General features: G+C 65.1%; 18 protein-coding genes, 4 tRNA genes and 2 pseudogenes. 18 read left to right on the forward strand and 6 right to left on the reverse strand.

Annotated features, from left to right (window positions below; genetic code table 11):
- Window positions 1-9 precede the first annotated feature (9 nt).
- From purF to E6B08_RS08580, 8 genes are all read left to right on the forward strand, one after another.
- Window positions 10-1,515, forward strand: coding sequence for an amidophosphoribosyltransferase (gene purF / locus E6B08_RS08545; RefSeq protein ID WP_136913613.1), 1,506 nt, complete (start codon window positions 10-12; stop codon window positions 1,513-1,515).
- Window positions 1,516-1,531: 16 nt separating this feature from the next.
- On the forward strand, window positions 1,532-2,743 hold the full coding sequence (locus E6B08_RS08550) for an O-succinylhomoserine sulfhydrylase (RefSeq protein ID WP_136913614.1): 1,212 nt from the start codon (window positions 1,532-1,534) through the stop codon (window positions 2,741-2,743).
- Complete coding sequence (locus tag E6B08_RS08555; RefSeq protein WP_192938628.1) at window positions 2,743-3,513, forward strand: SDR family oxidoreductase; 771 nt, start codon at window positions 2,743-2,745, stop codon at window positions 3,511-3,513. Before E6B08_RS08550 ends, E6B08_RS08555 begins: the two co-directional genes overlap by 1 nt.
- Window positions 3,514-3,656: 143 nt before the next feature.
- Window positions 3,657-3,732, forward strand: a tRNA-Val gene (locus tag E6B08_RS08560).
- A 78-nt stretch (window positions 3,733-3,810) separates the two neighbouring features.
- A tRNA-Asp gene (locus E6B08_RS08565) sits at window positions 3,811-3,887 on the forward strand.
- 100 nt (window positions 3,888-3,987) lie between these two features.
- Window positions 3,988-4,063: transfer RNA gene (locus E6B08_RS08570), tRNA-Asp, on the forward strand.
- A 131-nt stretch (window positions 4,064-4,194) separates the two neighbouring features.
- Window positions 4,195-4,271 (forward strand) — tRNA-Asp (locus E6B08_RS08575).
- Window positions 4,272-4,460: 189 nt separating this feature from the next.
- Entirely contained in the window at window positions 4,461-5,354 is an 894-nt protein-coding gene (locus tag E6B08_RS08580; protein ID WP_136913616.1) for a DUF2242 domain-containing protein, read from the forward strand.
- A 248-nt stretch (window positions 5,355-5,602) separates the two neighbouring features.
- Here the strand turns inward: E6B08_RS08580 and E6B08_RS08585 are convergent, their stop codons facing one another.
- The 4 genes and pseudogenes from E6B08_RS08585 to nhaA form a co-directional block, all read right to left on the reverse strand.
- Window positions 5,603-6,643 carry an AraC family transcriptional regulator gene (locus tag E6B08_RS08585; RefSeq protein ID WP_136913617.1) on the reverse strand — a complete coding sequence of 347 codons (1,041 nt, stop codon included), beginning with the start codon at window positions 6,641-6,643 and terminating at the stop codon, window positions 5,603-5,605.
- 4 nt (window positions 6,644-6,647) lie between these two features.
- Window positions 6,648-7,765, reverse strand: a pseudogene (locus tag E6B08_RS08590) (nitrilase-related carbon-nitrogen hydrolase).
- Window positions 7,766-7,933: 168 nt separating this feature from the next.
- The gene (locus tag E6B08_RS08595) at window positions 7,934-9,280 is read right to left on the reverse strand and encodes a chloride channel protein (RefSeq protein WP_136913618.1); all 1,347 of its coding nucleotides are present in this window, start codon (window positions 9,278-9,280) and stop codon (window positions 7,934-7,936) included.
- Between the two features lie 82 nt (window positions 9,281-9,362).
- Window positions 9,363-10,694: a Na+/H+ antiporter NhaA gene (gene nhaA, locus E6B08_RS08600; RefSeq protein WP_136913619.1), complete on the reverse strand. Its 1,332-nt coding sequence runs from the start codon at window positions 10,692-10,694 to the stop codon at window positions 9,363-9,365.
- Window positions 10,695-10,993: 299 nt separating this feature from the next.
- On the opposite strand from nhaA, the gene E6B08_RS08605 reads away from it, so the two are divergent.
- Together E6B08_RS08605 and E6B08_RS08610 are read left to right on the forward strand one after the other, a co-directional pair.
- Window positions 10,994-13,030, forward strand: coding sequence for an NADPH-dependent 2,4-dienoyl-CoA reductase (locus tag E6B08_RS08605; protein ID WP_136913620.1), 2,037 nt, complete (start codon window positions 10,994-10,996; stop codon window positions 13,028-13,030).
- A gap of 573 nt (window positions 13,031-13,603) precedes the next feature.
- Window positions 13,604-14,497 (forward strand): 1-aminocyclopropane-1-carboxylate deaminase/D-cysteine desulfhydrase, encoded by an 894-nt coding sequence (locus E6B08_RS08610; protein WP_136913621.1) that lies wholly within the window; start codon window positions 13,604-13,606, stop codon window positions 14,495-14,497.
- On the opposite strand, the gene E6B08_RS08615 is transcribed toward E6B08_RS08610, so the two are convergent.
- Window positions 14,488-15,033 (reverse strand): cytochrome b, encoded by a 546-nt coding sequence (locus E6B08_RS08615; RefSeq protein ID WP_136913622.1) that lies wholly within the window; start codon window positions 15,031-15,033, stop codon window positions 14,488-14,490. The two genes, E6B08_RS08610 and E6B08_RS08615, sit on opposite strands and share 10 nt — an antisense overlap.
- Window positions 15,034-15,157: 124 nt before the next feature.
- Window positions 15,158-16,183: a DUF1853 family protein gene (locus tag E6B08_RS08620; RefSeq protein ID WP_238349294.1), complete on the reverse strand. Its 1,026-nt coding sequence runs from the start codon at window positions 16,181-16,183 to the stop codon at window positions 15,158-15,160.
- Here E6B08_RS08620 and E6B08_RS08625 point away from each other — a divergent pair.
- The 8 genes and pseudogenes from E6B08_RS08625 (at window position 16,182) to E6B08_RS08660 (ending at window position 26,407) form a co-directional block, all read left to right on the forward strand.
- Entirely contained in the window at window positions 16,182-17,072 is an 891-nt protein-coding gene (locus E6B08_RS08625) for an NAD(+) kinase (protein WP_136913623.1), read from the forward strand. The two genes, E6B08_RS08620 and E6B08_RS08625, sit on opposite strands and share 2 nt — an antisense overlap.
- Window positions 17,072-18,043, forward strand: a complete 972-nt coding sequence (locus E6B08_RS08630; protein WP_136913624.1) for a metallophosphoesterase — start codon at window positions 17,072-17,074, stop codon at window positions 18,041-18,043. The genes E6B08_RS08625 and E6B08_RS08630 overlap by 1 nt, the downstream gene beginning before the upstream one ends.
- Window positions 18,040-18,917, forward strand: a pseudogene (locus E6B08_RS08635) (rhomboid family intramembrane serine protease). The gene E6B08_RS08630 and the pseudogene E6B08_RS08635 overlap by 4 nt, the downstream one beginning before the upstream one ends.
- A gap of 13 nt (window positions 18,918-18,930) precedes the next feature.
- Window positions 18,931-19,191 carry a YeaC family protein gene (locus E6B08_RS08640; RefSeq protein WP_011532970.1) on the forward strand — a complete coding sequence of 87 codons (261 nt, stop codon included), beginning with the start codon at window positions 18,931-18,933 and terminating at the stop codon, window positions 19,189-19,191.
- Window positions 19,188-20,018, forward strand: a complete 831-nt coding sequence (locus E6B08_RS08645; RefSeq protein WP_136913625.1) for a DUF2797 domain-containing protein — start codon at window positions 19,188-19,190, stop codon at window positions 20,016-20,018. Before E6B08_RS08640 ends, E6B08_RS08645 begins: the two co-directional genes overlap by 4 nt.
- Window positions 20,019-20,030: 12 nt before the next feature.
- Complete coding sequence (pepN, locus tag E6B08_RS08650; protein ID WP_136913626.1) at window positions 20,031-22,703, forward strand: aminopeptidase N; 2,673 nt, start codon at window positions 20,031-20,033, stop codon at window positions 22,701-22,703.
- A 279-nt stretch (window positions 22,704-22,982) separates the two neighbouring features.
- On the forward strand, window positions 22,983-24,011 hold the full coding sequence (locus tag E6B08_RS08655) for a YCF48-related protein (protein WP_136913627.1): 1,029 nt from the start codon (window positions 22,983-22,985) through the stop codon (window positions 24,009-24,011).
- Entirely contained in the window at window positions 24,008-26,407 is a 2,400-nt protein-coding gene (locus tag E6B08_RS08660; protein ID WP_192938629.1) for an efflux RND transporter permease subunit, read from the forward strand. Before E6B08_RS08655 ends, E6B08_RS08660 begins: the two co-directional genes overlap by 4 nt.
- Window positions 26,408-26,424 lie beyond the last annotated feature (17 nt).

The raw sequence follows: 26,424 nt of genomic DNA on the forward strand, positions 1-26,424 counted from the left end.
TTGCGTCGCATGTGTGGCATCGTCGGTATCGTCGGTAAGTCGAACGTCAATCAGGCGCTGTATGACGCGCTTACGGTCCTCCAGCACCGCGGCCAGGACGCTGCCGGTATCGTGACCAGCCACGACGGCCGGTTGTTCCTGCGCAAGGATAATGGCCTGGTGCGCGATGTCTTCCAGCAGCGCCACATGCAGCGCCTGGTGGGCCACATGGGTATCGGCCACGTGCGCTACCCGACCGCTGGCAGCTCGACCTCGGCCGAGGCCCAGCCGTTCTACGTCAACTCGCCATATGGCATCACCCTGGCGCACAACGGCAACCTGACCAATGTCGAGCAGTTGGCCAAGGAGATCTACGAGTCCGACCTGCGCCACGTCAACACGAACTCCGACTCCGAAGTGCTGCTCAACGTGTTCGCCCACGAGCTGGCCGTGCGCGGCAAGCTGCAGCCGACTGAGGAAGACGTGTTCGCTGCCGTGTCCCACGTCCACAGCCGCTGCGTGGGCGGCTATGCGGTCGTGGCGATGGTCACCGGCTACGGCATCGTCGGTTTCCGTGACCCCAACGGCATCCGCCCGGTGGTGTTCGGCCAGCGCCACACCGACGAAGGCGTGGAATACATGATCGCCTCCGAGAGCGTCGCCCTCGACGTGCTCGGCTTCACCCTGATCCGCGACCTGGCGCCGGGCGAAGCGGTGTACATCACCGAGGAAGGCCAGCTGTACACCAAGCAGTGCGCCGAGAGCCCGAAACTGCAGCCGTGCATCTTCGAGCACGTCTACCTGGCCCGTCCGGACTCGATCATGGACGGTGTGTCGGTGTACAAAGCGCGCCTGCGCATGGGCGAGAAGCTCGCCGAGAAGATCCAGCGCGAGCGGCCGAACCATGACATCGACGTGGTCATCCCAATTCCGGACACCAGCCGCACCGCGGCCCTGGAACTGGCCAACCACCTGGGTGTGAAGTTCCGCGAGGGCTTCGTCAAGAACCGCTACATCGGCCGTACCTTCATCATGCCGGGCCAGGCCGCGCGCAAGAAATCGGTACGCCAGAAGCTCAACGCCATCGAGCTGGAGTTCCGCGGCAAGAACGTCATGCTGGTCGACGACTCGATCGTGCGCGGCACCACCTGCAAGCAGATCATCCAGATGGCTCGCGAAGCTGGCGCCAAGAACGTCTACTTCTGCTCCGCAGCCCCTGCGGTGCGTTACCCCAACGTCTACGGCATCGACATGCCGAGCGCTCACGAACTGATCGCCCACAACCGCACCACCGATCAGGTGGCCGAGTTGATCGGCGCCGACTGGCTGGTCTACCAGGACCTGCCGGACCTGATCGAATCGGTCGGTGGCGGCAAGATCAAGATCGAGCACTTCGATTGCGCGGTGTTCAATGGTGAATACGTCACCGGCGACATCGACGAAGCCTACCTCGATCGCATCGAGCAGGCCCGTAACGACCTGGCCAAGGTCAAGAACCAGGCGGTCAGCGCGATCATCGACCTCTACAACAACTGATTTAGGGAGCGACGGCATGACGGATCAATGGGATGCCGGGCGACTGGACAGTGACCTCGAGGGTGTCGGTTTCGACACCCTGGCGGTGCGCGCCGGTCAGTACCGTTCACCGGAGGCCGAGCACAGCGAAGCGCTGTTCCTGACCTCCAGCTATGTGTTCCGCACCGCGGCCGATGCCGCTGCGCGCTTCGCAGGCGAAACGCCGGGCAACGTCTACTCGCGCTACACCAATCCCTCGGTGCGCGCCTTCGAGGAGCGCCTGGCGGCCATGGAAGGTGCCGAGCAGGCCGTGGCCACCTCCACCGGCATGGCCGCGTTGTTGGCCGTGGTGATGTCGTTGTGCAGCGCTGGCGATCACGTGCTGGTCTCGCAGAGCGTGTTCGGCTCGACCATCAGCCTGTTCGAGAAGTACTTCAAGCGCTTCGGCGTGGAAGTGGACTACGTGCCCCTGACCGACCTGGCTGGTTGGGAAAAGGCCATCAAGGCCAACACCAAGCTGCTGGTCGTCGAGTCGCCCTCCAACCCGCTGGCCGAGCTGGTCGACATCGCCGCCTTGAGCGAAATCGCCCATGCCCGTGGCGCCATGCTGGTGGTCGACAACTGCTTCAGCACCCCGGCGTTGCAACAGCCGCTCAAGCTCGGCGCCGACATCGTCTTCCACTCGGCGACCAAGTTCATCGATGGCCAGGGCCGTTGCATGGGCGGCGTGGTGGCTGGTCGTGCGGAGCAGATGAAAGAAGTGGTGGGCTTCCTGCGCACCGCCGGGCCGACGCTCAGCCCGTTCAACGCCTGGATCTTCACCAAGGGCCTGGAGACGCTCAAGCTGCGCATGCGTGCTCACTGCGAGAGCGCTCAGTTGCTGGCCGAGTGGCTGGAGCAGCAGGAAGGCGTGGAGAAGGTGCACTACGCCGGTTTGCCGAGCCATCCGCAGCACGAGCTGGCCAAGCGCCAGATGAGCGGTTTCGGCGCGGTGGTGAGCTTCGAGGTCAAGGGTGGCAAGGAAGGCGCCTGGCGCGTCATCGATGCCACGCGGATGATCTCGATCACTACCAACCTGGGTGACAGCAAGACCACCATCGCCCACCCGGCCACCACCTCCCACGGCCGTCTGTCGCCGCAGGAGCGTGAGGCCGCGGGCATTCGCGACAGCCTCATCCGCGTCGCCGTCGGCCTGGAAGACGTGGCCGACCTGCAGGCGGACCTGGCACGCGGCCTGGCTGCTTTGTGATGGAACTCAAGGGTGGCGGGCCGGGCCATAACGGCCGGGTAGCCCTGGTCACCGGTGCCGCGCGCGGCATCGGCCTGGGCATCGCCGCCTGGCTGATCTGCGAGGGTTGGCAGGTGGTGCTCAGCGACCTGGATCGCCCACGTGGGGCCAAGGTGGCCAAGGCGCTGGGTGAAAACGCCTGGTTCGTCAGCATGGATGTCGCCGACGAGGCGCAGGTCAGTGCCGGGGTGTCCGAGGTGCTTGGCCAGTTCGGTCGCCTGGATGCGCTGGTGTGCAATGCCGCCATCGCCAATCCGCACAACCATACCCTCGAAAGCCTGAGCCTGGCGCAATGGAATCGGGTGCTGGCGGTCAACCTCAGCGGCCCGATGTTGCTGGCCAAGCATTGTGCGCCTTATCTACGTGCGCACAATGGTGCCATCGTCAACCTGACCTCGACCCGGGCCCGCCAGTCGGAACCGGACACCGAGGCCTATGCGGCGAGCAAGGGCGGCCTGGTGGCCTTGACCCATGCGCTGGCCATGAGCCTTGGCCCGGAGATCCGGGTCAATGCGGTGAGCCCAGGCTGGATCGATGCCCGCGACCCATCGCAGCGGCGTGCCGAGCCGCTGACCGAGGCCGATCATGCCCAGCATCCGGCGGGCAGGGTAGGGACCGTGGAAGATGTCGCGGCCATGGTCGCCTGGTTGCTGTCGCGCCAGTCGGGGTTCGTGACCGGTCAGGAGTTCGTGGTGGACGGCGGTATGACTCGCAAGATGATCTACAGCTGAGAAGAGGGACCGAAAGGTCCCTTTTTCATTTTGGTCTTTTTTGCCCTTTTTGAAAAAAAATTCAATGGGGGTATTGACTTAGCTTCGGCACCTGCGTAAATTTCGCGGCCTCAGCGAAGCAAACGCAACAAGCAACATCGCGAGGGTGATTAGCTCAGCCGGGAGAGCATCTGCCTTACAAGCAGAGGGTCGGCGGTTCGATCCCGTCATCACCCACCACTTCCTGAGATGTTCCTGACCTGGGACGCTTCGAAAGAAGTTTTCTGGCAGAGAGGAACCGGATGCAAGTCCATATGCGCAGCGGTAGTTCAGTCGGTTAGAATACCGGCCTGTCACGCCGGGGGTCGCGGGTTCGAGTCCCGTCCGCTGCGCCACTTTTAGTAACAGATGGGTGCCTGGCACCGGTCTGAGACCAAAAGGCAACCATGCCTGAGGTCGATCCCAGTTTCAATCGGGCGCAAGCCTGAACGATACGCAGCGGTAGTTCAGTCGGTTAGAATACCGGCCTGTCACGCCGGGGTCGCGGGTTCGAGTCCCGTCCGCTGCGCCATCTTCGCCTCGAGGTCCCATGAACACCTCGAAGCAACGAAAAGAGCGAACAACGTTCGCTTTTTTTGTGCCTCCCGCCACTGCATGGCGGAGCAGGTCCAGGTTTCAAACGGGCGCAAGCCCGAGCGATACGCAGCGGTAGTTCAGTCGGTTAGAATACCGGCCTGTCACGCCGGGGGTCGCGGGTTCGAGTCCCGTCCGCTGCGCCATCTTCGCATCGAGGCCATGAACACCTCGAAGCAACGTAAAAAGCGACCTTAGGGTCGCTTTTTGCGTTTCTGGTCTGCAGCAAACCCCAGACTTTTACAAGATGCTGACACACTCTTAACCTAACGACGGTTCCCGTGCTGCGTGCTGTGTTGCACAATAGGCACCCTTCGACTTATCCGGAATTCGCAATGACCAGATCATCCGTCTTTGGTGCGCTCGGGCTGGCCCTGGTGCTGGCGGGCGTGACCGGTTGCTCCTCGAAAAAAGCCGCCATCTACGAGCACGAGAACTTCGATGACTCGGGTACCTTCTCGCGCAGTTTCCCAGTCACCGACGCCGGCTCGTGCGAGGCGGCGCGCCGTGCATTGCTCAGCCAGGGCTACATCATCACCAACAGTGGCCCCAATCAGGTTGCCGGCAACAAGAGCTTCCAGCAGAACAGCGAAAACCACCTGCAGATCAGCTTCAACGTCACCTGTGCGCCGGATGTGAGCGACGACCAGCGTTCCACCATGTTCGCCAACGCCTTGCAGGACCGCTACAGCCTCAAGAAGTCGAACACCTCGGCCAGCCTTGGTGTGGGGGTGCTCGGTTCGGTGTCGATGCCGATCGGCTCCAGTGACGACTCCATGGTCAAGGTGGCCAGCGAGACGGTGACTGCGGCGCAGTTCTATGACCGGTATTTCGCCCTCGTCGAGAGTTACCTGCCCAAGCCGAAGAAAGTGAAGAAGGCCAAGGCGCAAGCGCCCAAGGTCGAGCCGGCCGCGCCAGCGCTGGGTTTGCCGGAGCAGGCTTCCGCAGCGCCGGTGGTACTTGCGCCTGCGCCAACCCCAGTCGCTACCCCTGAGCCTGCACCCGCAGCTGTGGTCCAAACCGCGCCAGCAGCGGCCCCTGTCGCCGAAGCGGCGCCTGCGGCGGTTGCCGCTGCCAATGAAGCGGCCAGCGCGCCGGTGGTCGATGACAGCCAAGGGTCGCAGCCGATAGCGCCGCCTGCGGAGTCTGCGCCGATTCAGGTGCAGTCGCAGGAGGTGCAGGCCACCGAGACCAGCGAGACGGTCGAGAGCACGCCTTCTACGCCCTGATTGGGCCTGGTTGGCGGCCACATGACCTGTAACAGATAGGCGGCGATAACTTCCTGAACACCTGCTACGTTTACCACTCATACGCTTGTCATCATTCCTTCATCCCGCCTGCTTAGGTTGGGGGCAGAACTTACGAAGACACATGAGAAACGAGGACGCAGGACAATGGATGAATATCAGGAAGAGCTGCTCGAGGACCACGCCTACGAGCTCGATCCCCCGGAACCGGCAGACGACGCCACCGAGCTTTAGCCCACCCGCCGCTGGTTGCGGCGGTACTCCCCCGGTGTGAGGCCGGTCCAGCGCTTGAACGCGCGCTGGAAGGCCTCCGCCGAAGCAAACCCCAACAAATACGCAATCTCGCCAAAGGCCAGTTCCGTTTCGCGGATATAGGTCTCGGCAAGGTCGCGGCGCGTGTCGTTCAGCAATTCGCGGAATCCAGTGCCTTCTTCGGCCAGCTTGCGTCGCAGGGTCCAGGTGGGCAATTGCAGGTGGCGCGCCACTTCTTCCAGGTCCGGCTCGCGGCCGCCATTGAGCAGCGGGCCGAGCAGGTGGGTGATGCGTTCGCCCAGGCTACGCACCCGGGTACGCTGGGCCATCTCGGCCTCGCACAGGTGCAGCAGGTGCTGCCAGGTGCTGGGGCAGTGGCGTGGGTTGGCGATGTCCAGGGCGGCTCGCCCCAGGCGCACCTGGTTGCCTTCGGCGGCGAAGTGCACGGCGCTGCTGCACAGTGGCTGGTAGCGGGCGGCATAGCTCGGCGCATCGAACTCGATGTCCAGGCGTTCGGCCTGCAGGGGCTGGCCTGCGAGGTCCGACAGTTGGGCCAGCCAGCCGGCCAGGAGGGACTCGACCACGAAGCGATTGTAGGCGTTGTACGGGCTGATCGAGTAAAAGCGCAGCCAGGCGCCCTGGGCGTCTTCGTGATAGCTCGACTGGCCCCGGTAGTTGGCTGCGTACAGCGGCTCGAAGCGCAGCAGGGCTTGTGCGGCGTCGCCGACCGTGGGGGCCTGAGACGCCGTCACTCCGGCCAGGCCGGCGTGGGCCAGGCGGCTGTGATGGCCCATGTGCAAGCCCAGGGCCGGTTCGCCGGCAAGTTCGATGGCGGCATGCCCCAGGTGCATGTAGCGGGGGATCGACAACCGTGCTCCGGCCTCGGCCAGGCGCGCCTCGCTCAGGCCGTAGCGGCGCAGCAGCGGTAGTGGGTCGTGGCCGAGCTCGCTCAGGGCGGCCGCCAGCGGTTGTACGAAGCCTACCGAAAGGTCGCCCAGGCGCACACGGGGGCGGGGCATCGCGCTACAGCCACAGGTTGAGCAGGCGCGCGCCCTGGCTGGGCGGCCCGCGAGCAGTTCACCGGCCTGGTAGGCGAAGCCCTGGCCGTCGCTGCCCTGTTCCCAGAACTGCCCACGCATGAATACGCTCATGCTGGTCACCCCGAGCGAGGGCGGCTGGGTCAGTCGTTCCCAGGCCGCCTGCTCGCTGACCTCTCCGCGTTGCACGCCCAGTCGCTCGGCCGCACCTTGGTGGCGGTTGCCGCGCCAGGGTGCCTGCCAGCTGCCCTTGCCGCTGAGAAACACCGGGTTGGCGATCAACTGCACCGACTGTTGCGTCAGTTGCTGTTGGTTCTGCGGATACCAGCTGTCGCTGCCGACCAGCACGCCAAGGCGTCCGGCGGGTGTATCGAGCACCTGCAACGGGTGCTTGTGGCCAGCATGGATATAGCGGCGCATTTCGCTCTCCGGGAACTGCTGGTGCTGGGGTTGGCCGAGCAACGAGCCATCGCTGGCGAACACCAGGCTGCTGTTGAACAGCGGGCCGCTGCCGGCATGCAGTACGCCATTGTCGACATAGGGCGCGGGCAGCACGATCGAACCTGCCACCAGCGTCACGCCGAATTCCTTGGCCAGGCCGCCGAACAACTGCTGGTAGTCGCTGGCCATCTGTTGCGCCTTCATGCGCAGGTGGGCGTCGGCGCGCCGGTCGTCACCCCTGGCGCCGAGCATCGCCAGGCCATAGCGCAGTGGGTTGCTCAACTCCAGCCACTGCTCGGCCTCGCGGCTATGGGTGACCTGGTACAGCTCTTTCTTCTCGCCCCGCGCCCATAACCAGGTGCCGATGTGTTCCGGCAGCACTACCACCGTGCGCGGCCCCACCAGCCCTTGCGCGCGGGCCTGTTCCAGGTAGGCGGCGAGCTTGCGGTGCAAGCGTTGCAGGTTCTGGTAGTCGCTGGGGTAGAGCAGCGGTTCGACCCCCAGCAGGTTGCCACGCTCGCCGGGCACGCCGTGGTTGATCGCCAGCGCGATGCGCAGGTCGGACAGGTAGTGGCCTTCCGGGCGCTGCTGGGTCCAGAAGCCATAGCCGCACAGAGCGGCGATCATCACCAGCGCCAGGGCGCTTGCCAAAAGTTTTCGCATGGAGCTTCGGTATTCGCTGAAAATGTGATGGGCCAGGCGATAGCGCGGGCCGACGTCGGGCATTCTGTCACGATATCCCGGGCGGCGGCGAATGCTCGGCGCCAAGGCTTTGCTCAAGGTGCTGTTGGCTAGGCTAGCCAAAGGTGGGCAAGCTTCGGTTCCGAACGCTCAAACAGGAGTAGTGCCCGGTGCGGCAACCTGGGCAGGCTCGCGCGGCGCCAGCTTGTCGATGATCTGCCGGGCCAGGGCATGATAGAGCGACACAGGCGAGATCCAGCCGGAAATCGCCGCGGCCAGCAAGGTGACGGCCAGCATCGGGATGGCCAGGTCCGGGCTGTGGGTCAGTTCCAGTACGATCACCGAGGCCGTCAATGGCGAGCGCGTCACGCCGGCAAGGTAGGCACCCATGCCCAGCAATGCGCAGGCTTGTGGGTCGACATCGGGCAGCCAGGCCAGCAACGGTGCGAAGGCTGCCCCGATGCTCAAGGAAGGTGAGAAAAGCCCACCGGGGATGCCGGAAAGATAGGAGACGACATTGGCCAGGAACTTCCAGGCCAGGAAGTCCGCGTCGGTGATCGGCTTTGCTTCGAGCAGTGCGCGGGTTTCTTCGTAGCCGGTGCCGAACACGTGGTTGCCGGATATCACCCCCAGCACGGCCAGCAACAGCCCGCAAATGGCAGCGAAACGCACGGGATAACGCCCGCGTATCGCCGCCATGCGGCCCAGGATCCCGCGGTCACTGGGTAGCACTAGCTTGGCGTAGAAACCACCCAGCAACCCGCCCAGCACCGCGCAGGCCGGCACCACGCTCCAGCCCCAGCCTTCGGGCATGCGGCCGCTGATCTGGCCGAAATAGGCGTAGTGCCCCATCAGCCCCAAGGTGACCACGCCGCCGATCAGCACCGCCGTCAGTACCAGGCCGCTGAAGCGTTGTTCGAAGGTGCGGCTCAATTCTTCGATGGCGAACACTACGCCCGCCAGTGGCGTGTTGAACGCTGCGGCGATGCCGGCGGCGCCCCCTGCGAGGATCAGCCCGGCGACGGTACGCCGCCCGTGCAGGCCCAGGCGGCGGCCGAAGGTGTAGAGCACCGCAGCGCCGATGTGCACGGTCGGGCCTTCGCGGCCGACCGATCCCCCTACCAGCAGGGCGCCGAGGGTAAGCGCCATGCGAGTGGCTGCCACAGGCAGCGAGAGTAGCTGTGCTCGGAACCTTCGCGAGGGCATTTCCAGGGCTGCGATGACCTGGGGGATACCGCTGCCCTTGGCGTTCTGAAAGCGGCGCTGGGTCAGCCAGGTGAGGCCGGCGAAACCGAGCGGGGTAATCAGCAGCGGTGACCAGGGCGCCCAGTGCAACAGCTGCTTGAACGAGGCGAACGCCGCATCGGCCAGCCAGGCGAACGCCAGGGCCACCAACCCCACCAGCAGCGCACCGACCCAGAACGCCAGGCGCTGGCGCCACTCGCGCCAGCGCAGGCGGCGCAAGGCCGGGAAAGGGCTTGAGGGTTGGTCGGGCATTGTCCGTGCCATGCAGTTAGACAAAGTCGCGAGTATGGCGTGTTTTTCAGCACCGGCATACCCGACCCACGTGGTAGACGCCTCAGTGCTTGCGCAGGCCCCAGGCGCCCCACGCAAGCCCCAGCGCAGCGGCGATCAGCGAAGCGCAGAGCACGCCCAGTTTCGCCGCGCCCAAAGAGGCTGGGTCGACGAACGCCAGGTTGGCGATGAAGATCGACATGGTGAAGCCGATGCCGGCGAGCAGGCCGATCAGCGTGATGCTACGCCAGGTGACGCCCGCAGGCAGCGAGCACCAGCCCAGGCGGACCATCAGCCAGCTGACGCTGACGATGCCCAGTGGCTTGCCCACGACCAGGGCGGCGATCACGGCGATCATCACCCATTGCGGCGCCTCGAGGCTCAGGTCGACTCCCGACAGGCTCACCCCGGCATTGGCCAGCGCGAACAGCGGCATGATCCCATAGGCCACCCACGGGTGCAGGGCGCCCTGGACACGGACTACCGGTGGTACCAGTTCGCGCTGGGCCAGGCGCAGGTGTTTCAGTGGGGTCATCAGTTCGCTGGCGTCGCGCTCCGGCGCTTTGGCGCGGCCCAGCAGCTCCTGTGTGAAACGCGTCACTGCATCCAGTGGGCGTTCACGCATGGGCATTGCGGCAACGGGCGTCATCAGGCCGAGCACCACGCCGGCGAGGGTCGGGTGGGCACCGGTCATCAGGACACCGACCCAGGTGATGGCGCCGGGGATCACATAGGCGTAAGCCGAGCCTATGCCGATTTTCTGCAGCCCCACCACCATGACCAGGCCGATCAGGGCAACGCCGAAACCGCTGTAGTCGAGGCCGCCGGAGTAGAAGAAGGCAATGATCAGCACGGCGATGATGTCGTCGATGATCGCCAGGGCCAGAAGGAAGATGCGCACGTTCGAGGGGATGGATTTGCCGAGCAGCGCCAGCACGCCGACGGCGAAGGCGATGTCGGTGGCAGTCGGCACGGCCCAGCCTTGTTGTTCGCTCGGGGCGTGACCGAAGCCCAGGTAGAGCAAGGCCGGTACCGCCACGCCGCCGATGGCCGCCGCCATGGGCAGGGTGGCTTGGCGCAGGCTGGAGAGGGCGCCTTCGTGGATCTCGCGGCGGATTTCCATGCCGACCACCAGGAAGAAGATGGTCATCAAGCCGTCGTTGATCCAGAAATGCAGCGACTGGGTGAACAGCAACGAGCCGACGCCGAAGGTGAGCGGCGTGTGCCACAGCGCGTCATAGCTATTGGCAGCAGGTGAGTTGGCCCAGATCAGCGCGGCGATGGCGGCGATGAGCAGCACGATGCCGCTGACGGCTTCGATGTGCAGGAAGCGTTCGAGGTTGGCGAAAGCACGTTCGGCAAGTTGCTGGGCACGAGGCAGTGGCGTGTGTTGCATAGGCGCAAGAACTCCCGCATGGCGGCCCGACCTGCGTAGTTTTTTAACCTGCTTCACTGCCGTATGCAGCTTGCACCCGGGCGCAAGTCTACCGGACAAGGGCGGCGAGGTGAACGGCAAAGCCGTTGCCGGTTGTTTTTAGCCTCGGCAGGGGGTTGTTCGTTTTGGTCATCAAGTTGTAATTTTCGATCATTGAGGCGCTTCAAACGGCTGTTTAATGTCTTGTTCCATAAACGACGGTAAGCCGCTGCCCGCGAGCTTCCCGCACCCCGTGATCACGCCATTGAAGGAACCGCGCCATGGCTGCCGAACGCTACCCGCACCTGCTGGCCCCGCTCGACCTAGGTTTTACCACCCTGCGCAACCGCACCCTGATGGGCTCGATGCACACCGGCCTGGAAGAGCGCCCTGGCGGCTTCGAGCGCATGGCGGCGTACTTTGCCGAGCGTGCCCGGGGGGGCGTCGGCTTGATGGTGACCGGTGGCATCGCGCCAAACGACGAAGGCGGGGTGTATTCCGGGGCAGCCAAGCTCAGTACCGAGGAGGAGGCGGACAAGCACCGCATCGTCACTGAGGCAGTACATGGCGCAGGCGGCAAGATCTGCCTGCAGATCCTCCATGCCGGGCGCTACGCCTACAGCCCGCGGCTGGTCGCACCCAGCGCGATCCAGGCGCCGATCAACCCGTTCAAGCCCAGGGAGCTGGACGAGGCGGGCATCCAGAAGCAGATCGACGACTTCGTCAATTGCGCCGTGCTGGCCCAGCGCGCCGGCTACGACGGTGTCGAGGTGATGGGCTCGGAAGGCTACTTCATCAACCAGTTCCTGGTCGCCCATACCAATCACCGCAGCGATCGTTGGGGCGGCAGCTACGAGAACCGCATGCGCCTGGCAGTGGAGATCGTCAGCCGGGTACGCGAGGCGGTGGGGCCGAACTTCATCATCATCTTCCGCCTGTCGATGCTCGACCTGATCGAAGGCGGCAGCACCTGGCAAGAGATCGTGCAACTGGCCAAGGCCATCGAGCAGGCTGGCGCGACCTTGATCAACACCGGTATCGGCTGGCACGAGGCACGCATTCCGACCATCGCCACCAAGGTGCCGCGGGCGGCGTTCAGCAAGGTCACCGCCAAGCTGCGCGGCGCGGTGCGTTTGCCGCTGATCACCACCAACCGCATCAACACCCCGGAGGTGGCCGAGGCGGTGCTGGCCGAGGGCGATGCCGACATGGTCTCGATGGCCCGGCCATTCCTCGCCGACGCCGACTTCGTCAACAAGGCCGCCGCCGGGCGCGGCGACGAGATCAACACCTGCATCGGCTGCAACCAGGCCTGCCTGGACCACACCTTCGGCGGCAAGCTGACCAGTTGCCTGGTCAACCCGCGCGCTTGCCACGAGACCGAGCTCAACTACCTGCCGGTGCGCGCAGTCAAGCGCATCGCCGTGGTCGGCGCAGGGCCAGCTGGCTTGGCGGCGGCCACGGTCGCTGCCGAGCGTGGGCACGAGGTTGTGCTGTTCGATTCGGCCAGCGAAATCGGCGGCCAGTTCAACGTGGCCAAGCGGGTGCCGGGCAAGGAAGAATTCAACGAGACCCTGCGCTATTTCCGCAACAAGGTGCGCACCACTGGCGTCGAGCTGCGCCTGAACACCCGGGTGGATGTCGAAACCTTGTTGGCCGGGGGCTATGACGAGGTGATCCTCGCCACCGGCATCGCGCCTCGTACCCCGGCCATCCCGGGGATCGAGCACGACAAGGTGCTGAGCTACCTGGATGTCCTGCTGCAGCGCAAGCCGGTCGGCAAATCGGTGGCGGTGATCGGTGCCGGTGGTATCGGCTTCGATGTGTCCGAATACCTGGTGCACGAGGGTGTGGCCACCAGCCTGGACCGCGAGGCATTCTGGAAGGAGTGGGGGATCGACACCCACCTGGAGGCCCGTGGTGGGGTGGCGGGCATCAAGCCTGAGCCCCATGCACCAGCGCGTCAGGTGTACCTGCTGCAGCGCAAGACTTCGAAAGTGGGCGATGGGTTGGGCAAGACCACCGGCTGGATCCACCGCACGGGGTTGAAGAACAAGCGGGTGCAGATGCTCAACGGCGTCGAGTACCTGAAGATCGACGATGCCGGGTTGCACATCCGTATCGGCGAGGCCGAGCCGCAGTTGCTGGCGGTGGACAATGTGGTGATCTGCGCAGGCCAGGAGCCTCTGCGCGAGCTGCAGGATGGGCTGGTGGCGGCGGGGCAGTCGGTGCACCTGATCGGTGGCGCGGACGTGGCGGCGGAGCTGGATGCCAAACGGGCGATCAACCAGGGGTCGAGGTTGGCGGCGGAGCTTTGAGGGGGCTGGCTGGGGATTTGTAGCGTGGCGGATATCGAGCGCCGCCCGCGCGGCGCATCGCGGAGTGTGCGCTTGGGAGTTGGGGTGCCGCCGAAATCGAGCGCCGCCCGCGCGGCGCATCGCGGAGTGTGCGCTTGGGAGTTGGGGTGCCGCCGAAATCGAGCGCCGCCCGCGCGGCGCATCGCGAAGTGTGCGCTGGAGAGGTGTGGTGCCGCACACATCGAGCGCCGCCCGCGCGGCGCATCGCGACGCAAGGCCGCTCCCACATTTGTTGCAACGTGCCACTGTCTGTCAGGCCATGGTTGTTCGCCTTTGGGGGCACCACGGAATATCGGGGTGCGCCCTGCGCCAACACAGATATCGCACCGGGCCCGCCAGGCTGACCACCATGGCCTACCAGACAAAATTGGCCCGAAACAGATGTGGGAGCGGCCTTGCGTCGCGATGCGCCGCGCGGGCGGCGCTCGATGTGTGCGGCACCACACCTCTCCAGCGCACGCATCCGCGAAGCGCCGCGACCCTTCTCAAAGCAGGCGCAGCCCAATCCAACCACCCCTGCTAAGCTGCCGCCCCATGAATCCCGACGATCTCCCCCAAGCGCCCCTTCAACCCCTGAACCTCCCCTGGCTCCACCAAGCCAGGATCCAGGTCGCCATCCTGCGCCTGGACCTGATCGACCCGCTGATCAGTGGCAACAAATGGTTCAAACTCCGCCATCACCTGCAGCACGCCCGGCAGTCCGGCGCCTCCGGCCTGATCAGCCTCGGCGGCAACCATTCCAATCACCTGCACGCCCTGGCCGCCGCAGGCAAGCGCTTCGGTTTCGCCACCGCCGGGCTGTTGCGTGGCCATGCCCAGGATACCCCCACGGTGCGAGACCTCCAGGCCATGGGCATGGAGCTGCACTGGCTGGGCTACGGCGGCTACCGCGAACGCCATGCGCCAGGTTTCTGGACACTCTGGCAGGCCCGCTACCCTGGTTGGCACTGTATCCCCGAAGGCGGCGGTGGCCTGGCAGGCGCCGAAGGCTGTGCGCTGATCGTCGATCAGGCCCGGGCGCAACTGGCGACACTCGGTTGGCCGGACTACCACGCCTGGTGGCTGGCCGCAGGCACTGGCACGACCCTGGCGGGCCTGGTGCTGGCGGAAAGCGGCAGGCACGCGGTACACGGTGCGCTGGCGGTGCCGGCCAGCCACGGTGTGGCGCAAACGGTGGAGGCACTGGCCGGCAGTAGCGGCTACCAGTTGCACGAGGCGTGTCGGGGTGGTTTCGCCAGGCTCGACGATGACTTGCAGGCGTTCATCGCCGACAGCGAGCGGCACAGTGGCGTGCCATTCGAAGCGCTGTATACCGGCAAGGCCTTGCTGGCGCTGCGCGAGCAGGTCGAGGCGGGCCTGTTCGCCGCCGGTACGCGGTTGATCTTCGTGCATACCGGCGGGTTGCAGGGGCGACGCGGTTACTTGTAGGGCAGCATGCGCAGCAGCGTGTTATCGCGTTGCACGTAGTGGTGGTACAGCCCGGCCAGGGCATGCAGCCCGATCAGCCAGTAACCCCAACTACCCACGCGCTCGTGCCAGCCCTTGATGAACTTGGCCTGGTCGGGGTTCGGGCCGATCAGGTGCGGCAGTTCCAGGCCATAGAACGGCACCGGCTTGTCGGCGGCACTGAGGATCAGCCAGCCGGCCAGGGGCAGGCCGATCATCAGCAGGTACAGCGCCAGGTGCATCAAGTGCGCAAGGCCGGTCTGCCAGGCCGGGGGCTTGGGCACGATCGGCGGGGTCGGGCGGCTCAGGCGCACGGCCAGGCGCAGCCAGACCAGCACGAAGACGCTCAGACCGAGCATGAAGTGCAGGTCTTTCATCAGGTTGCGTTCGGCGCTGTCGCGGGGGAACTGGCCGCGCAACTCGATGCAGGCGTAGACGGCGGCCAGCAGTATCAGCATCAGCCAGTGCAGGGCGATGGAGAGCCGTGCGTAGTGGGCCGGTGGGTTGGATGACACCATGGGTTTTCCTCTTCATCAGGTCGATGGTGGCGCTCTTTTTGGCGCTCGGGGGTAACTGTAATCGCTGTAGGGATTAAAGCTTTGCGCCAGGTCGGTGAAAATTGTGTCGTTTGCGCGGGCCTCTTCAGACGCCAGGTAGATGCGGCCAGCTGTCGGCCACCAGAAATACCCGCTCGACCTCTTGCCAGGCGCCATCGGCTTCCTGTTCCAATCTCACCAGCAACTGCGCTGGGGCACGTTCCGGCAACGCCGCCAGCCACTGCGCGAACTGTGCCGGCGTCCAGCATTCGTCGGCCATGACCCGTACGGGCGCCAGCCAGGCCTGCCGCGCCACAGGCTGCCAGCGCGCCTCATCACCCAGTGGCCAGTCCCGCCGACGCACCCAGCGCCCACGTAAATGTTCGGGATTGGCCCCCGCAGGCGCGTCGGCATGCCCAGGCCAGGGATAGAACAGGTAGCCTCCCAGCCACAGGTGCGCCTGCAACTGCCCGACGCCAAGCCCGGCCAGCATTTCGCGACTGCGCGCATCGCCCGACATCGGCAACTGGTGCCCGGCCACGTGCGCCAGCTTGCTGCCCAGGCGGTCATGACACCCCGGTCCCAGCCATTGCGCGGCATCGCGCCCGTCCCCTTCGGTGGGCCCGAGGTAAAGCTTGATCGCCAGTTCCAGGTGGTGGGTGCCGTCGCCGTCGCGCAGCAGGATGTCCAGTTCACCCAGGGTGCGACCCTCGGCGCGAATCGCCAGGTTGGCGGCCAACAGCTCGACCCCCGGCGCCTGCGCCAGGGCAAATTGCCACAGGCCTTCGTAATACAACCCCAGGCGCCGGCTGGTGATGCGCGCCAGCCAGGCATGCAGAGCCTGGGCATCGTCGTCCAGGGCCAGCAACCAGTCGTGCAGGCGCTGCGGGTCGGCCGCCCAGGCACTGCCGGCCAGGGGGTGGCGCTGGGGGCAGGGCGGGGTGTCGAGCAGCGGCGGCGACAGCAGCGCCCACGCCAGGTCGCGTACGGCAGGCTGGCGCAGTTGACGGGGCAGGTGCTGGAGTGCGGGGAAGGGCATCATGCTGCGAGCATAGCCGGTTTGCCGCTGCCCGGTCGTTTCGCCCATAATCCCGGCATAGTCACCCGCCGCAGAGCCTCGCAGGAGCCCCATGGAGCAATTTCGCAATATCGGTATCATCGGACGCCTCGGCAGCTCGCAGGTGCTCGACACCATTCGCCGACTGAAAAAATTCCTCCTCGAGCGCCACCTCCACGTGATCCTCGAGGACACCATCGCCGAAGTGCTGCCCGGGCACGGCCTGCAAACCTCGACGCGCAAGCTGTTGGGCGAGGTCTGCGACCTGGTCATCGTGGTCGGCGGCGACGGCAGCCTGCTCGGCGCCGCCCGCGCGCTGGCGCGGCACAACATCCCGGTGCTGGGGATCAACCGCGGCAACCTGGGCTTTCTGACCGACATCCGCCCGGACGAGCTTGAAGAAAAGGTCGCCGAGGTGCTCGACGGCCATTACCTGGTGGAGAACCGCTTCCTGTTGAGCGCCGAGGTACGTCGCCATCACGAAGCCATCGGCCAGGGCGACGCGCTCAACGATGTGGTCCTGCACCCTGGCAAGTCGACCCGGATGATCGAGTTCGAGATCTACATCGACGGCCAGTTCGTCTGCAGCCAGAAGGCCGACGGCCTGATCGTCGCCACGCCGACCGGCTCGACCGCGTATGCGCTGTCCGCCGGAGGGCCGATCATGCACCCCAAGCTCGATGCCATCGTCATCGTGCCGATGTACCCGCACACCTTGTCGGGTCGGCCGATCGTGGTCGACGGCAACAGCGAATTGAAGATCGTGGTGTCCAAGGACCTGCAGATCTACCCGCAGGTGTCCTGCGACGGCCAGAACCACTTCACCTGCGCCCCCGGCGACACCATCACGGTGAGCAAGAAAGCGCAAAAGCTGCGCCTGATCCATCCGCTCGATCACAACTACTACGAGGTCTGCCGCACCAAGCTCGGCTGGGGCAGCCGCCTGGGAGGTAGGGACGACTGATGCTCGATCCGGCGCGAAGTTTCGACATCATCGGCGATGTTCACGGTTGTGCGCACACCCTCGAACGTTTGCTCGATGCCCTCGGCTACAAGCGTGTCGCCGGTGTCTGGCGCCATCCCCGGCGCCAGGCGCTGTTCCTTGGCGACATCGTCGACCGCGGCCCGCGCATCCGCGAGGCGCTGCACATCGTCCATGACATGGTCGAGGCCGGCCAGGCGTTCTGCATCATGGGCAACCATGAATACAACGCCCTGGGCTGGGTCACCCCGGCGCTGCCCGGCAGTGGCAAGGCCTTCGTGCGCGAGCATACGCCGCGCCATGCGCGCCTGATCGACGAAACGCTGACCCAGTTCGCCCAGCATCCTGGCGACTGGCATGACTTCCTGCAGTGGTTCTACGAGATGCCACTGTTCGTCGACGCCGGGCGCTTCCGCCTGGTGCATGCCTGCTGGGATCCGCGCCTGATCGAGCCGCTGCGCCAGCAATACCCCGATGGCTGCATCGACGAGCATTTCATCCAGGCGTCGGCGGTGTCCGGCAGTTTTGCCGCCACGGTGTGCAATCGCCTGTTGCGCGGCACCGACATGCGCCTGCCCGATGGCCTGACGCTGACCGGTGGCGATGGCCTGACGCGGGCGTTCTTCCGCACCAAGTTCTGGGAAGAAGACCCGCAGACCTACGGCGATATCGTCTTCCAGCCCGATGCTCTGCCGGAAGCTGTGGCCAGCACGCCGCTCGACCCCAAGCAGAAGAACGCCCTGTTGCGCTATGCCGAGGACGAGCCCTTGCTGTTCGTCGGCCACTACTGGCGCAGCGGCCGGCCGTCGCCGATCCGCGCCAACCTGGCGTGCCTGGATTACAGCGCGGTGCTGTACGGCAAGCTGGCGGCCTATCGGCTGGACGACGAAACCCGTATCGACCCGCACAAGTTCGTCTGGGTCGATGTCGAGCGCCCGCAGGTGCAACCATGAACATCGTCGAGGTGATGCGCCTGCCGCTGCAGCAGGACCTCAGCGGGTTCGTCGACCTGTTGCAGCGCCTGAGGCTGCCGCACCGGGTCAGCGTCGAGGGCGAGTCGCAGGTGCTCTGGGCGCCGGACACCCTCGCCGAGCAAGTCAGGGAGCTGTACCGGCGCTTTCCCGACGGCAATGCCGACGTGACCGGCCCGGTGGCCACGGGGGGCCTGCCGGGCCGGCGCCCCAGCCGTCTCTGCTGGCCCAGGCCCGCGCCTGCAAGGTCACCGCTGCCGTGCTGCTGCTGTGCCTGATCGTCGCCGGTATCACCGGGCTGGGCGACAACCTGTCGACCATCCGCTGGTTCACCTTCCTCGACTTCGACGTGCAGGGCGACTACCTGTACTTCACCTCGCTGGCCCAGGGCCTGGGCGAGGGCCAGTGGTGGCGGCTGATATCGCCGATGCTGCTGCATTTCGGCGTGCTGCATCTGGTGATGAACGCCCTGTGGTACTGGGAGCTGGGCAAGCGCATCGAACTGCGCCAGGGCGCCTGGATGCTGCTGGGGCTGACCCTGCTGTTCAGCCTGGTGTCCAACCTGGCCCAGCACTACGCCAGTGGGCCGAGCCTGTTCGGCGGCTTGTCCGGCGTGCTCTACGGCCTGCTGGGGCATGTCTGGCTGTTCCAGTGGCTGGCCCCCAACCGCTATTTCAGCCTGCCCAGGAGCGTGATCGCGATGATGCTCATCTGGCTGCTGGTGTGCCTGAGCGGCCTGGTAGACCAACTCGGCTTCGGCCAGATCGCCAATGCCGCCCACGTCGGTGGTCTGCTCATCGGATGCCTGACAGGGCTCTTGGGTGGATGGCTGGCCCGGCGTAAACTGTCGGCTTGATTGAGGAGACGCTATGTCCACTTTTGCGCAAATGATCGAAAACATCACCCCGGAAATCTACGAGAGCCTGAAAACGGCCGTGGAAATCGGCAAATGGTCGGACGGGCGCAAGCTCACTGCCGAGCAGAAGGAGCTGTCGCTGCAGGCGGTGATCGCCTGGGAGATGAAGAACCTGCCCGAAGAGCAGCGCACCGGCTACATGGGCCCGCAGGAATGCGCCTCGAAGTCGGCGCCGATTGCCAACATCCTGTTCAAGTCGGACTCGGTACATTGATCGAACTCGCTCGTGGCTCCTTGAGCAAGATGGCGGTGCGCCTCGAAGCCCCGCTGGTGCAGTACAGCTTCCGCCTGGGTGACACGCAGGTGCCGGTCAACCCCATGATCGGCCAGCGCCTGCGCCTTGAATACCTTGGCGCCATTCATTGCAGCCATTGCGGCAAGCGCACCAAGACCAGCTTCAGCCAGGGTTATTGCTACCCGTGCATGACCAAGCTGGCCCAATGCGACGTGTGCATCATGGCCCCGGAACGCTGCCACTACGACGCCGGCACCTGCCGCGAGCCGTCGTGGGGCGAGCAGTTCTGCATGACCGACCATGTGGTGTACCTGGCCAACTCTTCGGGCATCAAGGTCGGCATCACCCGTGCCACGCAGTTGCCCACCCGCTGGCTCGACCAGGGCGCCAGCCAGGCGCTGCCGATCATGCGCGTGGCCACCCGCCAGCAATCGGGCCTGGTCGAAGACCTGCTGCGCAGCCAGGTGCCTGACCGCACCAACTGGCGCACGTTGCTCAAAGGCGATGCCGAAGTGCTCGACCTGGTCGCCGTACGCGAACAGATTTTCGACGCCTGCGCCGATGGCCTGCGCGAGTTGCAGCAGCGTTTTGGCCTGCAGGCCATCCAGCCGCTGCCCGACGCCGAAGTGGTGCAGATGAAATACCCGGTCGAGGCCTATCCAACGAAGATCGTCAGCTTCAACCTCGACAAGAACCCCGTGGTGGAAGGCACGCTGCTGGGCATCAAGGGCCAGTACCTGATCTTCGACACCGGCGTGATCAACATTCGCAAGTACACGGCCTACCAGCTGGCCGTGCTCCAGTAAAAGGACCTGCACATGCGCACTGAACAACCGCAAGTGATCTACCTCAAGGATTACCGGGCGCCCGAGTACCTGATCGACGAGACGCACCTGACCTTCGAGCTGTTCGAGGACCACACCCTGGTGCACGCGCAATTGGTGATGCGCCGCAACCCGGCGCGCGGTGCCGGCCTGCCGCCACTGGTGCTCGACGGCCAGCAGCTGGAGCTGCTGCGCGCCTCCTTGGACGACGAGGAGCTGCAGGCTGGCGCCTACCAGCTCGACGCCGACAGCCTGACCGTGCAGCCCAAGGCCGAGCGCTTCACCCTCGATACCAGCGTGAAGATCCACCCCGAGAGCAACACGGCACTGGAAGGCCTGTACAAGTCGGGCAAGATGTTCTGCACCCAGTGCGAGGCCGAGGGCTTTCGCAAGATCACCTACTACCTCGACCGCCCGGACGTGATGAGCACCTTCACCACCACGGTGATCGCCGAACAGCATCGCTACCCGGTGCTGCTCAGCAACGGCAACCCGGTCGGCAGCGGCACCTTCGAGAAGGGCCAGGGCGAAGATGGCCGGCACTGGGCGACCTGGGAAGATCCGTTCATGAAACCGGCCTACCTGTTCGCGCTGGTTGCCGGTGACCTGTGGTGCGTCGAGGACACGTTCGTGCGCCAGTCGGGCCGCGACGTGACCCTGCGCATCTACGTCGAGCCCGAGAACATCGACAAGTGCGACCACGCCATGGTCAGCCTGAAGAAGTCGATGCGCTGGGACGAGGAAGTCTATGGCCGTGAGTACGATCTGGACATCTTCATGATCGTTGCGGTCAACGACTTCAACATGGGCGCGATGGAGAACAAGGGCCTCAACATCTTCAACTCCAGCTGCGTGCTGGCCCGCGCCGAAACCGCCACCGACGCCGCCCACCAGCGCGTCGAAGGGGTGGTCGCCCACGAGTACTTCCACAACTGGTCGGGCAACCGCGTGACTTGCCGCGACTGGTTCCAGCTGTCGCTCAAGGAAGGCTTCACGGTGTTCCGCGATGCCGAGTTCAGCGCCGACATGAACTCGCGCACGGTCAAGCGCATCGAGGACGTCGCCTACCTGCGCACCCACCAGTTCGCCGAGGATGCAGGCCCGATGGCGCACCCGGTGCGCCCCGACAGCTTCATCGAGATTTCCAACTTCTACACCCTCACGGTGTACGAGAAGGGCGCCGAAGTGGTGCGCATGGTGCGCACCTTGCTGGGTGCCGAGGGCTTCCGCAAGGGCAGCGACCTGTACTTCGAGCGCCACGATGGCCAGGCGGTGACCACCGACGACTTCATCAAGGCCATGGAAGACGCCAACGGCGTCGACTTCACCCAGTTCAAGCGTTGGTACAACCAGGCCGGCACGCCGCGCCTGGAAGTCAGCGAGGCCTATGACGGCGCCGCGCAGACCTACAGCCTGACCTTCCGCCAGAGCTGCCCGCAGACCCCGGACAAGGCCGAGAAACTGCCGTTCGTGATCCCGGTGGAACTGGGCCTGCTCGACGCCGAGGGCAATGACCTGGTACTGCAATTGGTCGGTGAGGCCGCTGCTACCCAGACCAGCCGCGTGTTGTCGGTGACCGAGGCCGAGCAGACCTTCACCTTCCAGGGCATCCAGGCCAAGCCGCTGCCGTCGCTGCTGCGCGGCTTCAGCGCCCCGGTCAAGCTGAGCTTCCCCTACGACCGCGACCAGCTGATGTTCCTCATGCAGCACGACAGCGACGGCTTCAACCGCTGGGAAGCGGGGCAGCAGTTGGCGGTACAGGCGCTGCAGGAGCTCATCGGCCAGCACCAGCGTGGCGAAGCGCTGGTGCTCGACCAGCGTCTGATCACCGCTTTGGGTACCGTGCTGGGCAACGCGTCGCTGGACCCGGCCATGGTCGCCGAGATGCTCTCGCTGCCGGGCGAGGCCTACCTTACCGAGATCAGCCAGGTGGCCGATGTCGATGCCATCCACGCTGCCCGCGAGTTCGCCCGCCAGCAGATCGCCACGCAGCTGTTCGATGCCTTGTGGGCGCGTTACCAGGCCAATCGCGAAGTGTCGCGCCAGACGGCCTACGTGGCCTCGGCCGAACACTTTGCCCGCCGCAGCCTGCAGAACATCGCCCTGTCCTACCTGATGTTGAGTGGCCAGGCGCAGGTGCTGGAGGCGACGTTGGAGCAGTTCGAGCATTGCGACAACATGACCGAGCGCCTGACCGCGCTGGCCGTGCTGGTCAACTCGCCGTTCGAGGCCGAGCGGGCCAAGGCCCTGGAGGCCTTCGCCGAGCACTTCAAGGACAATCCGCTGGTGATGGACCAGTGGTTCAGCGTGCAGGCGGCCAGCGCCTTGCCGGGCGGCCTGGCCCGTGTCAAGGCGTTGATGCAGCACCCGGCGTTCACAATGAAGAACCCGAACAAGGTGCGTGCGCTGATCGGTGCCTTCGCTGGGCAGAACCTGGTCAACTTCCATGCGGCCGATGGCTCGGGCTATCGCTTCCTGGCGGACCTGGTGATCGAGCTCAATGCCTTGAACCCGCAGATCGCTTCGCGTCAACTGGCGCCGCTGACCCGCTGGCGCAAGTACGACGATGCGCGTCAGGCGCTGATGAAGGGCGAGCTGGAGCGGATTCTCGCCTCCGGTGAGCTGTCCAGCGATGTGTATGAAGTGGTGAGCAAGAGCCTGGCGTAAGCTTGCTGGATCCTGGGGCTGCTGTGCAGCCCATCGCAGGCAAGCCAGCTCCCACAGGGACAATGCACTGCTCGAGCGCGGCGCTGTACCTGTGGGAGCTGGCTTGCCTGAGATGGGCCGCGCAGCGGCCCCAGTTTTTTGGCGGTTAACAAAACATAACGTCCCGTTCGTTGTATTCGCGCAACGTTCCCCGATACGATCGGCCCAGGCTGCTGCGAGCCTCTATCGCAGGCTTTTCACAGCACCCACCCACCAAAAAGAACACAACAGGGGACGGTCATGAGGGAGCGGGCGATGACGCAGGCCAGGCGAGGCGCCTGGCCGTTGGCGACCGGCGCGATGCTTGCGCTGGCATTGGGAATGGGGGCCGGGTCCGCGCAGGCGGCCGGCAACGATGCGTATTCCAGCGAATCGGCCAAGGCCAGCCAGAGCCTGCTGATCGATGCCGCCCATGCCGGCAAGCGCCTGGTGGTGGTCGGCGATCGCGGCCATATCCTGTTTTCCGACGACCAGGGCAATACCTGGACCCAGGCGCGGGTGCCCACCCGACAACTGCTCACCGCCGTGACCTTCGTCGACGACAAGCGCGGCTGGGCCGTCGGCCACGACGCGCAGATCCTCGCCAGCACCGATGGCGGCGCCACCTGGAGCAAGCAGTTCGAAGACCTGGCCCGCGAAGCGCCGCTGCTCGACATCGGCATGCTCGATGCCCAGCACGGCTTTGCCGTGGGCGCCTACGGGGCGCTGCTGGAAACCACCGATGGCGGCCAACACTGGCAGGATGTCGCCGAGCGGCTCGACAACCCGGACCAACTGCACCTCAATGGAATCGCCCAGGTCGCCGGCAGCGGCCTGTTCATCGTCGGCGAGCAGGGCAGCATGTTCCGCTCCGCCGATAACGGCCAGACCTGGGCCAAGGTCCAGAGCCCCTACGAGGGCTCGCTGTTCGGCGTGATCGGTACCGGTCAACCTCATACCCTGCTGGTCTATGGCCTGCGTGGCAACCTGCTGCGCTCCAGTGACTTCGGCGACAGTTGGCAGCCCATCGCCCTGCAAGCCAGCCGTGGCACGTTCGCCTTCGGCCTGGCCAGTGCCAGCCTGCTCGACGACGGCTCGTTGGTGCTGGTCGGCAACGGCGGCAGCGTTCTGCGCAGCCATGACCAGGGCCAGAGCTTCACCGTCTACAACCGCGCCGATCGCATCGCCCTGGCCGGCGCCACTGGCCTGGCCGGTGGCGGTCTGCTGCTGGTGGGGCAGGGTGGTATCCACTTGGCCAGCGCCGAAGGCGCCACGCAGGTACGCCCATGACCAGTCGTGAAAGCATTGCCGTGCATCCGCACCGCCAGAACAAGGCATCCTTGCTCGAACGGATCATCTTCAACAATCGCCCAGCGGTGATCGTGCTGTGCCTGCTGGTCAGCGTGCTGCTGTTCTGGCAGGCCACGCAGATCCGGCCGTCAACCAGCTTCGAGAAGATGATTCCGCTCGAGCACCCGTTCATCGAACAGATGATGGCCCACCGCAACGACCTGGCCAACCTCGGCAATACCGTGCGCATTTCGGTGGAGGCGGTGAACGGCGACATCTTCGACCCGGCCTACATGGAGACCCTGCGGCAGATTCACGACGAGGTGTTCTACATCCCCGGCGTCGACCGTGCCGGGCTCAAGTCGTTGTGGAGCCCCAGCGTGCGCTGGACCGAGGTGACCGAGGAAGGTTTCTCCGGCGGCGAGGTGATACCCAACACCTACGACGGCTCGCCGCAGAGCCTCGATGCACTGCGTGACAACGTGCTCAAGTCGGGCCAGGTTGGGCGCCTTGTGGGTAACAACTTCAAGTCCAGCATTGTCGACGTGCCGCTGCTGGAAAGCTATCCCGATCCGCAGGACCCCGGCCAGCTGGTCAAGCTCGACTACCAGCAGTTTTCCCACCAGCTCGAAGAAAAGATCCGCGACAAGTACCAGGCGCAGAACCCCAACGTGAAGATCCACATCGTCGGCTTCGCCAAGAAGGTCGGCGACCTCATCGACGGCCTGGTGATGGTGGCGATGTTCTTCGGCGTGGCCCTGGCGATCACCTGGGCCCTGTTGTACTGGTTCACCTGGTGCATGCGCAGCACCATCGCCGTGCTGGTCACTACCCTGGTGGCGGTGGTGTGGCAGCTGGGGTTGATGCACGCGGTGGGGTTCGGCCTCGACCCCTACTCGATGCTGGTGCCGTTCCTGATCTTCGCCATCGGTATTTCCCATGGCGTGCAGAAGATCAACGGCATCGCCTTGCAGTCCAGCGATGCCGACAACGCCCTGACCGCGGCGCGGCGCACGTTCCGCCAGTTGTTCCTGCCCGGGATGATCGCCATTCTTGCCGATGCCGTGGGCTTCATCACCCTGCTGATCATCGACATCGGGGTGATTCGCGAACTGGCCATCGGCGCCTCGATCGGCGTGGCGGTGATCGTCTTCACCAACCTGATCCTGTTGCCGGTGGCCATTTCCTATATCGGCATCAGCAACAAGGCCATCGAACGTAGCAAGAAGGATGCAACCCGCGAGCATCCGTTCTGGCGCCTGCTGTCGAATTTCGCCAGTGCCAAGGTGGCGCCAGTGTCCATTGCCCTGGCCCTCGTCGCCTTCGCCGGCGGCCTCTGGTACAGCCAGCACCTGAAGATCGGCGACCTCGACCAGGGCGCTCCGGAGCTGCGCCCCGATTCGCGCTACAACCAGGACAACAACTTCATCATCAGCAACTATTCGACCAGCTCGGACGTGCTGGTGATCATGGTCAAGACCCCGCCGGAGAGCTGCTCGATCCACTCGACCATGGCACCGATCGACGAGCTGATGTGGACCATGGAAAACACCCCGGGCGTGCAATCGGCGATTTCCCTGGTCACCGTGTCCAAGCAGGTGATCAAGGGCATGAACGAGGGCAGCCTGAAGTGGGAGACGCTGTCGCGCAATCCGGACGTGCTCAACAACTCCATCGCTCGCGCCGATGGGCTGTACAACGCCGACTGTTCGCTGGCGCCGGTGCTGGTGTTCCTCAACGACCACAAGGCCGAGACCCTGGAGCGGGTCACCACGGCGGCCGAGGCCTTTGCCGACAGCCATGACAAGGAGGGCCTGCAGTTCCTTCTGGCGGCCGGCAACGCCGGGATCGAGGCGGCGACCAACGAGGTGATCAAGTCGGCAGAGCTGACCATCCTGGTGCTGGTGTACCTGTGCGTGGCGGTGATGTGCATGATCACCTTCCGTTCGTTCGCCGCCACCTTGTGCATCGTCCTGCCGCTGGTGCTGACCTCGGTGCTGGGCAATGCGCTGATGGCGTTCATGGGTATTGGCGTCAAGGTCGCCACCCTGCCGGTGGTGGCGCTGGGCGTGGGTATCGGCGTGGACTACGGCATCTATATCTACAGCCGCCTGGAAAGCTTCCTGCGTGCCGGGCTGCCGCTGCAGGAGGCCTACTACCAGACCCTGCGCTCGACCGGCAAGGCGGTGCTGTTCACCGGTCTGTGCCTGGCCATCGGCGTGTGCACCTGGATCTTCTCGGCGATCAAGTTCCAGGCCGACATGGGCTTGATGCTTACCTTCATGCTGCTGTGGAACATGTTCGGTGCATTGTGGCTTTTGCCTGCACTGGCACGTTTCCTGATCAAACCGGAGAAAATGGTCGGCAAGGAGGGCGGGTCGATCTTCGCCCACTGAATGAAACGGGGCCGCAT

Origin of the sequence: Pseudomonas putida (assembly GCF_005080685.1) — a bacterium.
GTDB classification, from domain to species: domain Bacteria; phylum Pseudomonadota; class Gammaproteobacteria; order Pseudomonadales; family Pseudomonadaceae; genus Aquipseudomonas; species Aquipseudomonas putida_V.

Coding starts and splice junctions, on each gene's coding strand:
- pepN (WP_136913626.1), top strand. CDS start 20,031: ATGCGCACTGAACAACCGCAAGTGATCTACCTCAAGGATTACCGGGCG.
- E6B08_RS08620 (WP_238349294.1), bottom strand. CDS start 16,183: ATGGGGCTCCTGCGAGGCTCTGCGGCGGGTGACTATGCCGGGATTATG.
- E6B08_RS08550 (WP_136913614.1), top strand. CDS start 1,532: ATGACGGATCAATGGGATGCCGGGCGACTGGACAGTGACCTCGAGGGT.
- E6B08_RS08625 (WP_136913623.1), top strand. CDS start 16,182: ATGGAGCAATTTCGCAATATCGGTATCATCGGACGCCTCGGCAGCTCG.
- nhaA (WP_136913619.1), bottom strand. CDS start 10,694: ATGCAACACACGCCACTGCCTCGTGCCCAGCAACTTGCCGAACGTGCT.
- E6B08_RS08605 (WP_136913620.1), top strand. CDS start 10,994: ATGGCTGCCGAACGCTACCCGCACCTGCTGGCCCCGCTCGACCTAGGT.
- E6B08_RS08660 (WP_192938629.1), top strand. CDS start 24,008: ATGACCAGTCGTGAAAGCATTGCCGTGCATCCGCACCGCCAGAACAAG.
- E6B08_RS08615 (WP_136913622.1), bottom strand. CDS start 15,033: ATGGTGTCATCCAACCCACCGGCCCACTACGCACGGCTCTCCATCGCC.
- E6B08_RS08585 (WP_136913617.1), bottom strand. CDS start 6,643: ATGCCCCGCCCCCGTGTGCGCCTGGGCGACCTTTCGGTAGGCTTCGTA.
- E6B08_RS08555 (WP_192938628.1), top strand. CDS start 2,743: ATGGAACTCAAGGGTGGCGGGCCGGGCCATAACGGCCGGGTAGCCCTG.
- E6B08_RS08655 (WP_136913627.1), top strand. CDS start 22,983: ATGAGGGAGCGGGCGATGACGCAGGCCAGGCGAGGCGCCTGGCCGTTG.
- purF (WP_136913613.1), top strand. CDS start 10: ATGTGTGGCATCGTCGGTATCGTCGGTAAGTCGAACGTCAATCAGGCG.
- E6B08_RS08630 (WP_136913624.1), top strand. CDS start 17,072: ATGCTCGATCCGGCGCGAAGTTTCGACATCATCGGCGATGTTCACGGT.
- E6B08_RS08610 (WP_136913621.1), top strand. CDS start 13,604: ATGAATCCCGACGATCTCCCCCAAGCGCCCCTTCAACCCCTGAACCTC.
- E6B08_RS08595 (WP_136913618.1), bottom strand. CDS start 9,280: ATGCCCGACCAACCCTCAAGCCCTTTCCCGGCCTTGCGCCGCCTGCGC.
- E6B08_RS08640 (WP_011532970.1), top strand. CDS start 18,931: ATGTCCACTTTTGCGCAAATGATCGAAAACATCACCCCGGAAATCTAC.
- E6B08_RS08580 (WP_136913616.1), top strand. CDS start 4,461: ATGACCAGATCATCCGTCTTTGGTGCGCTCGGGCTGGCCCTGGTGCTG.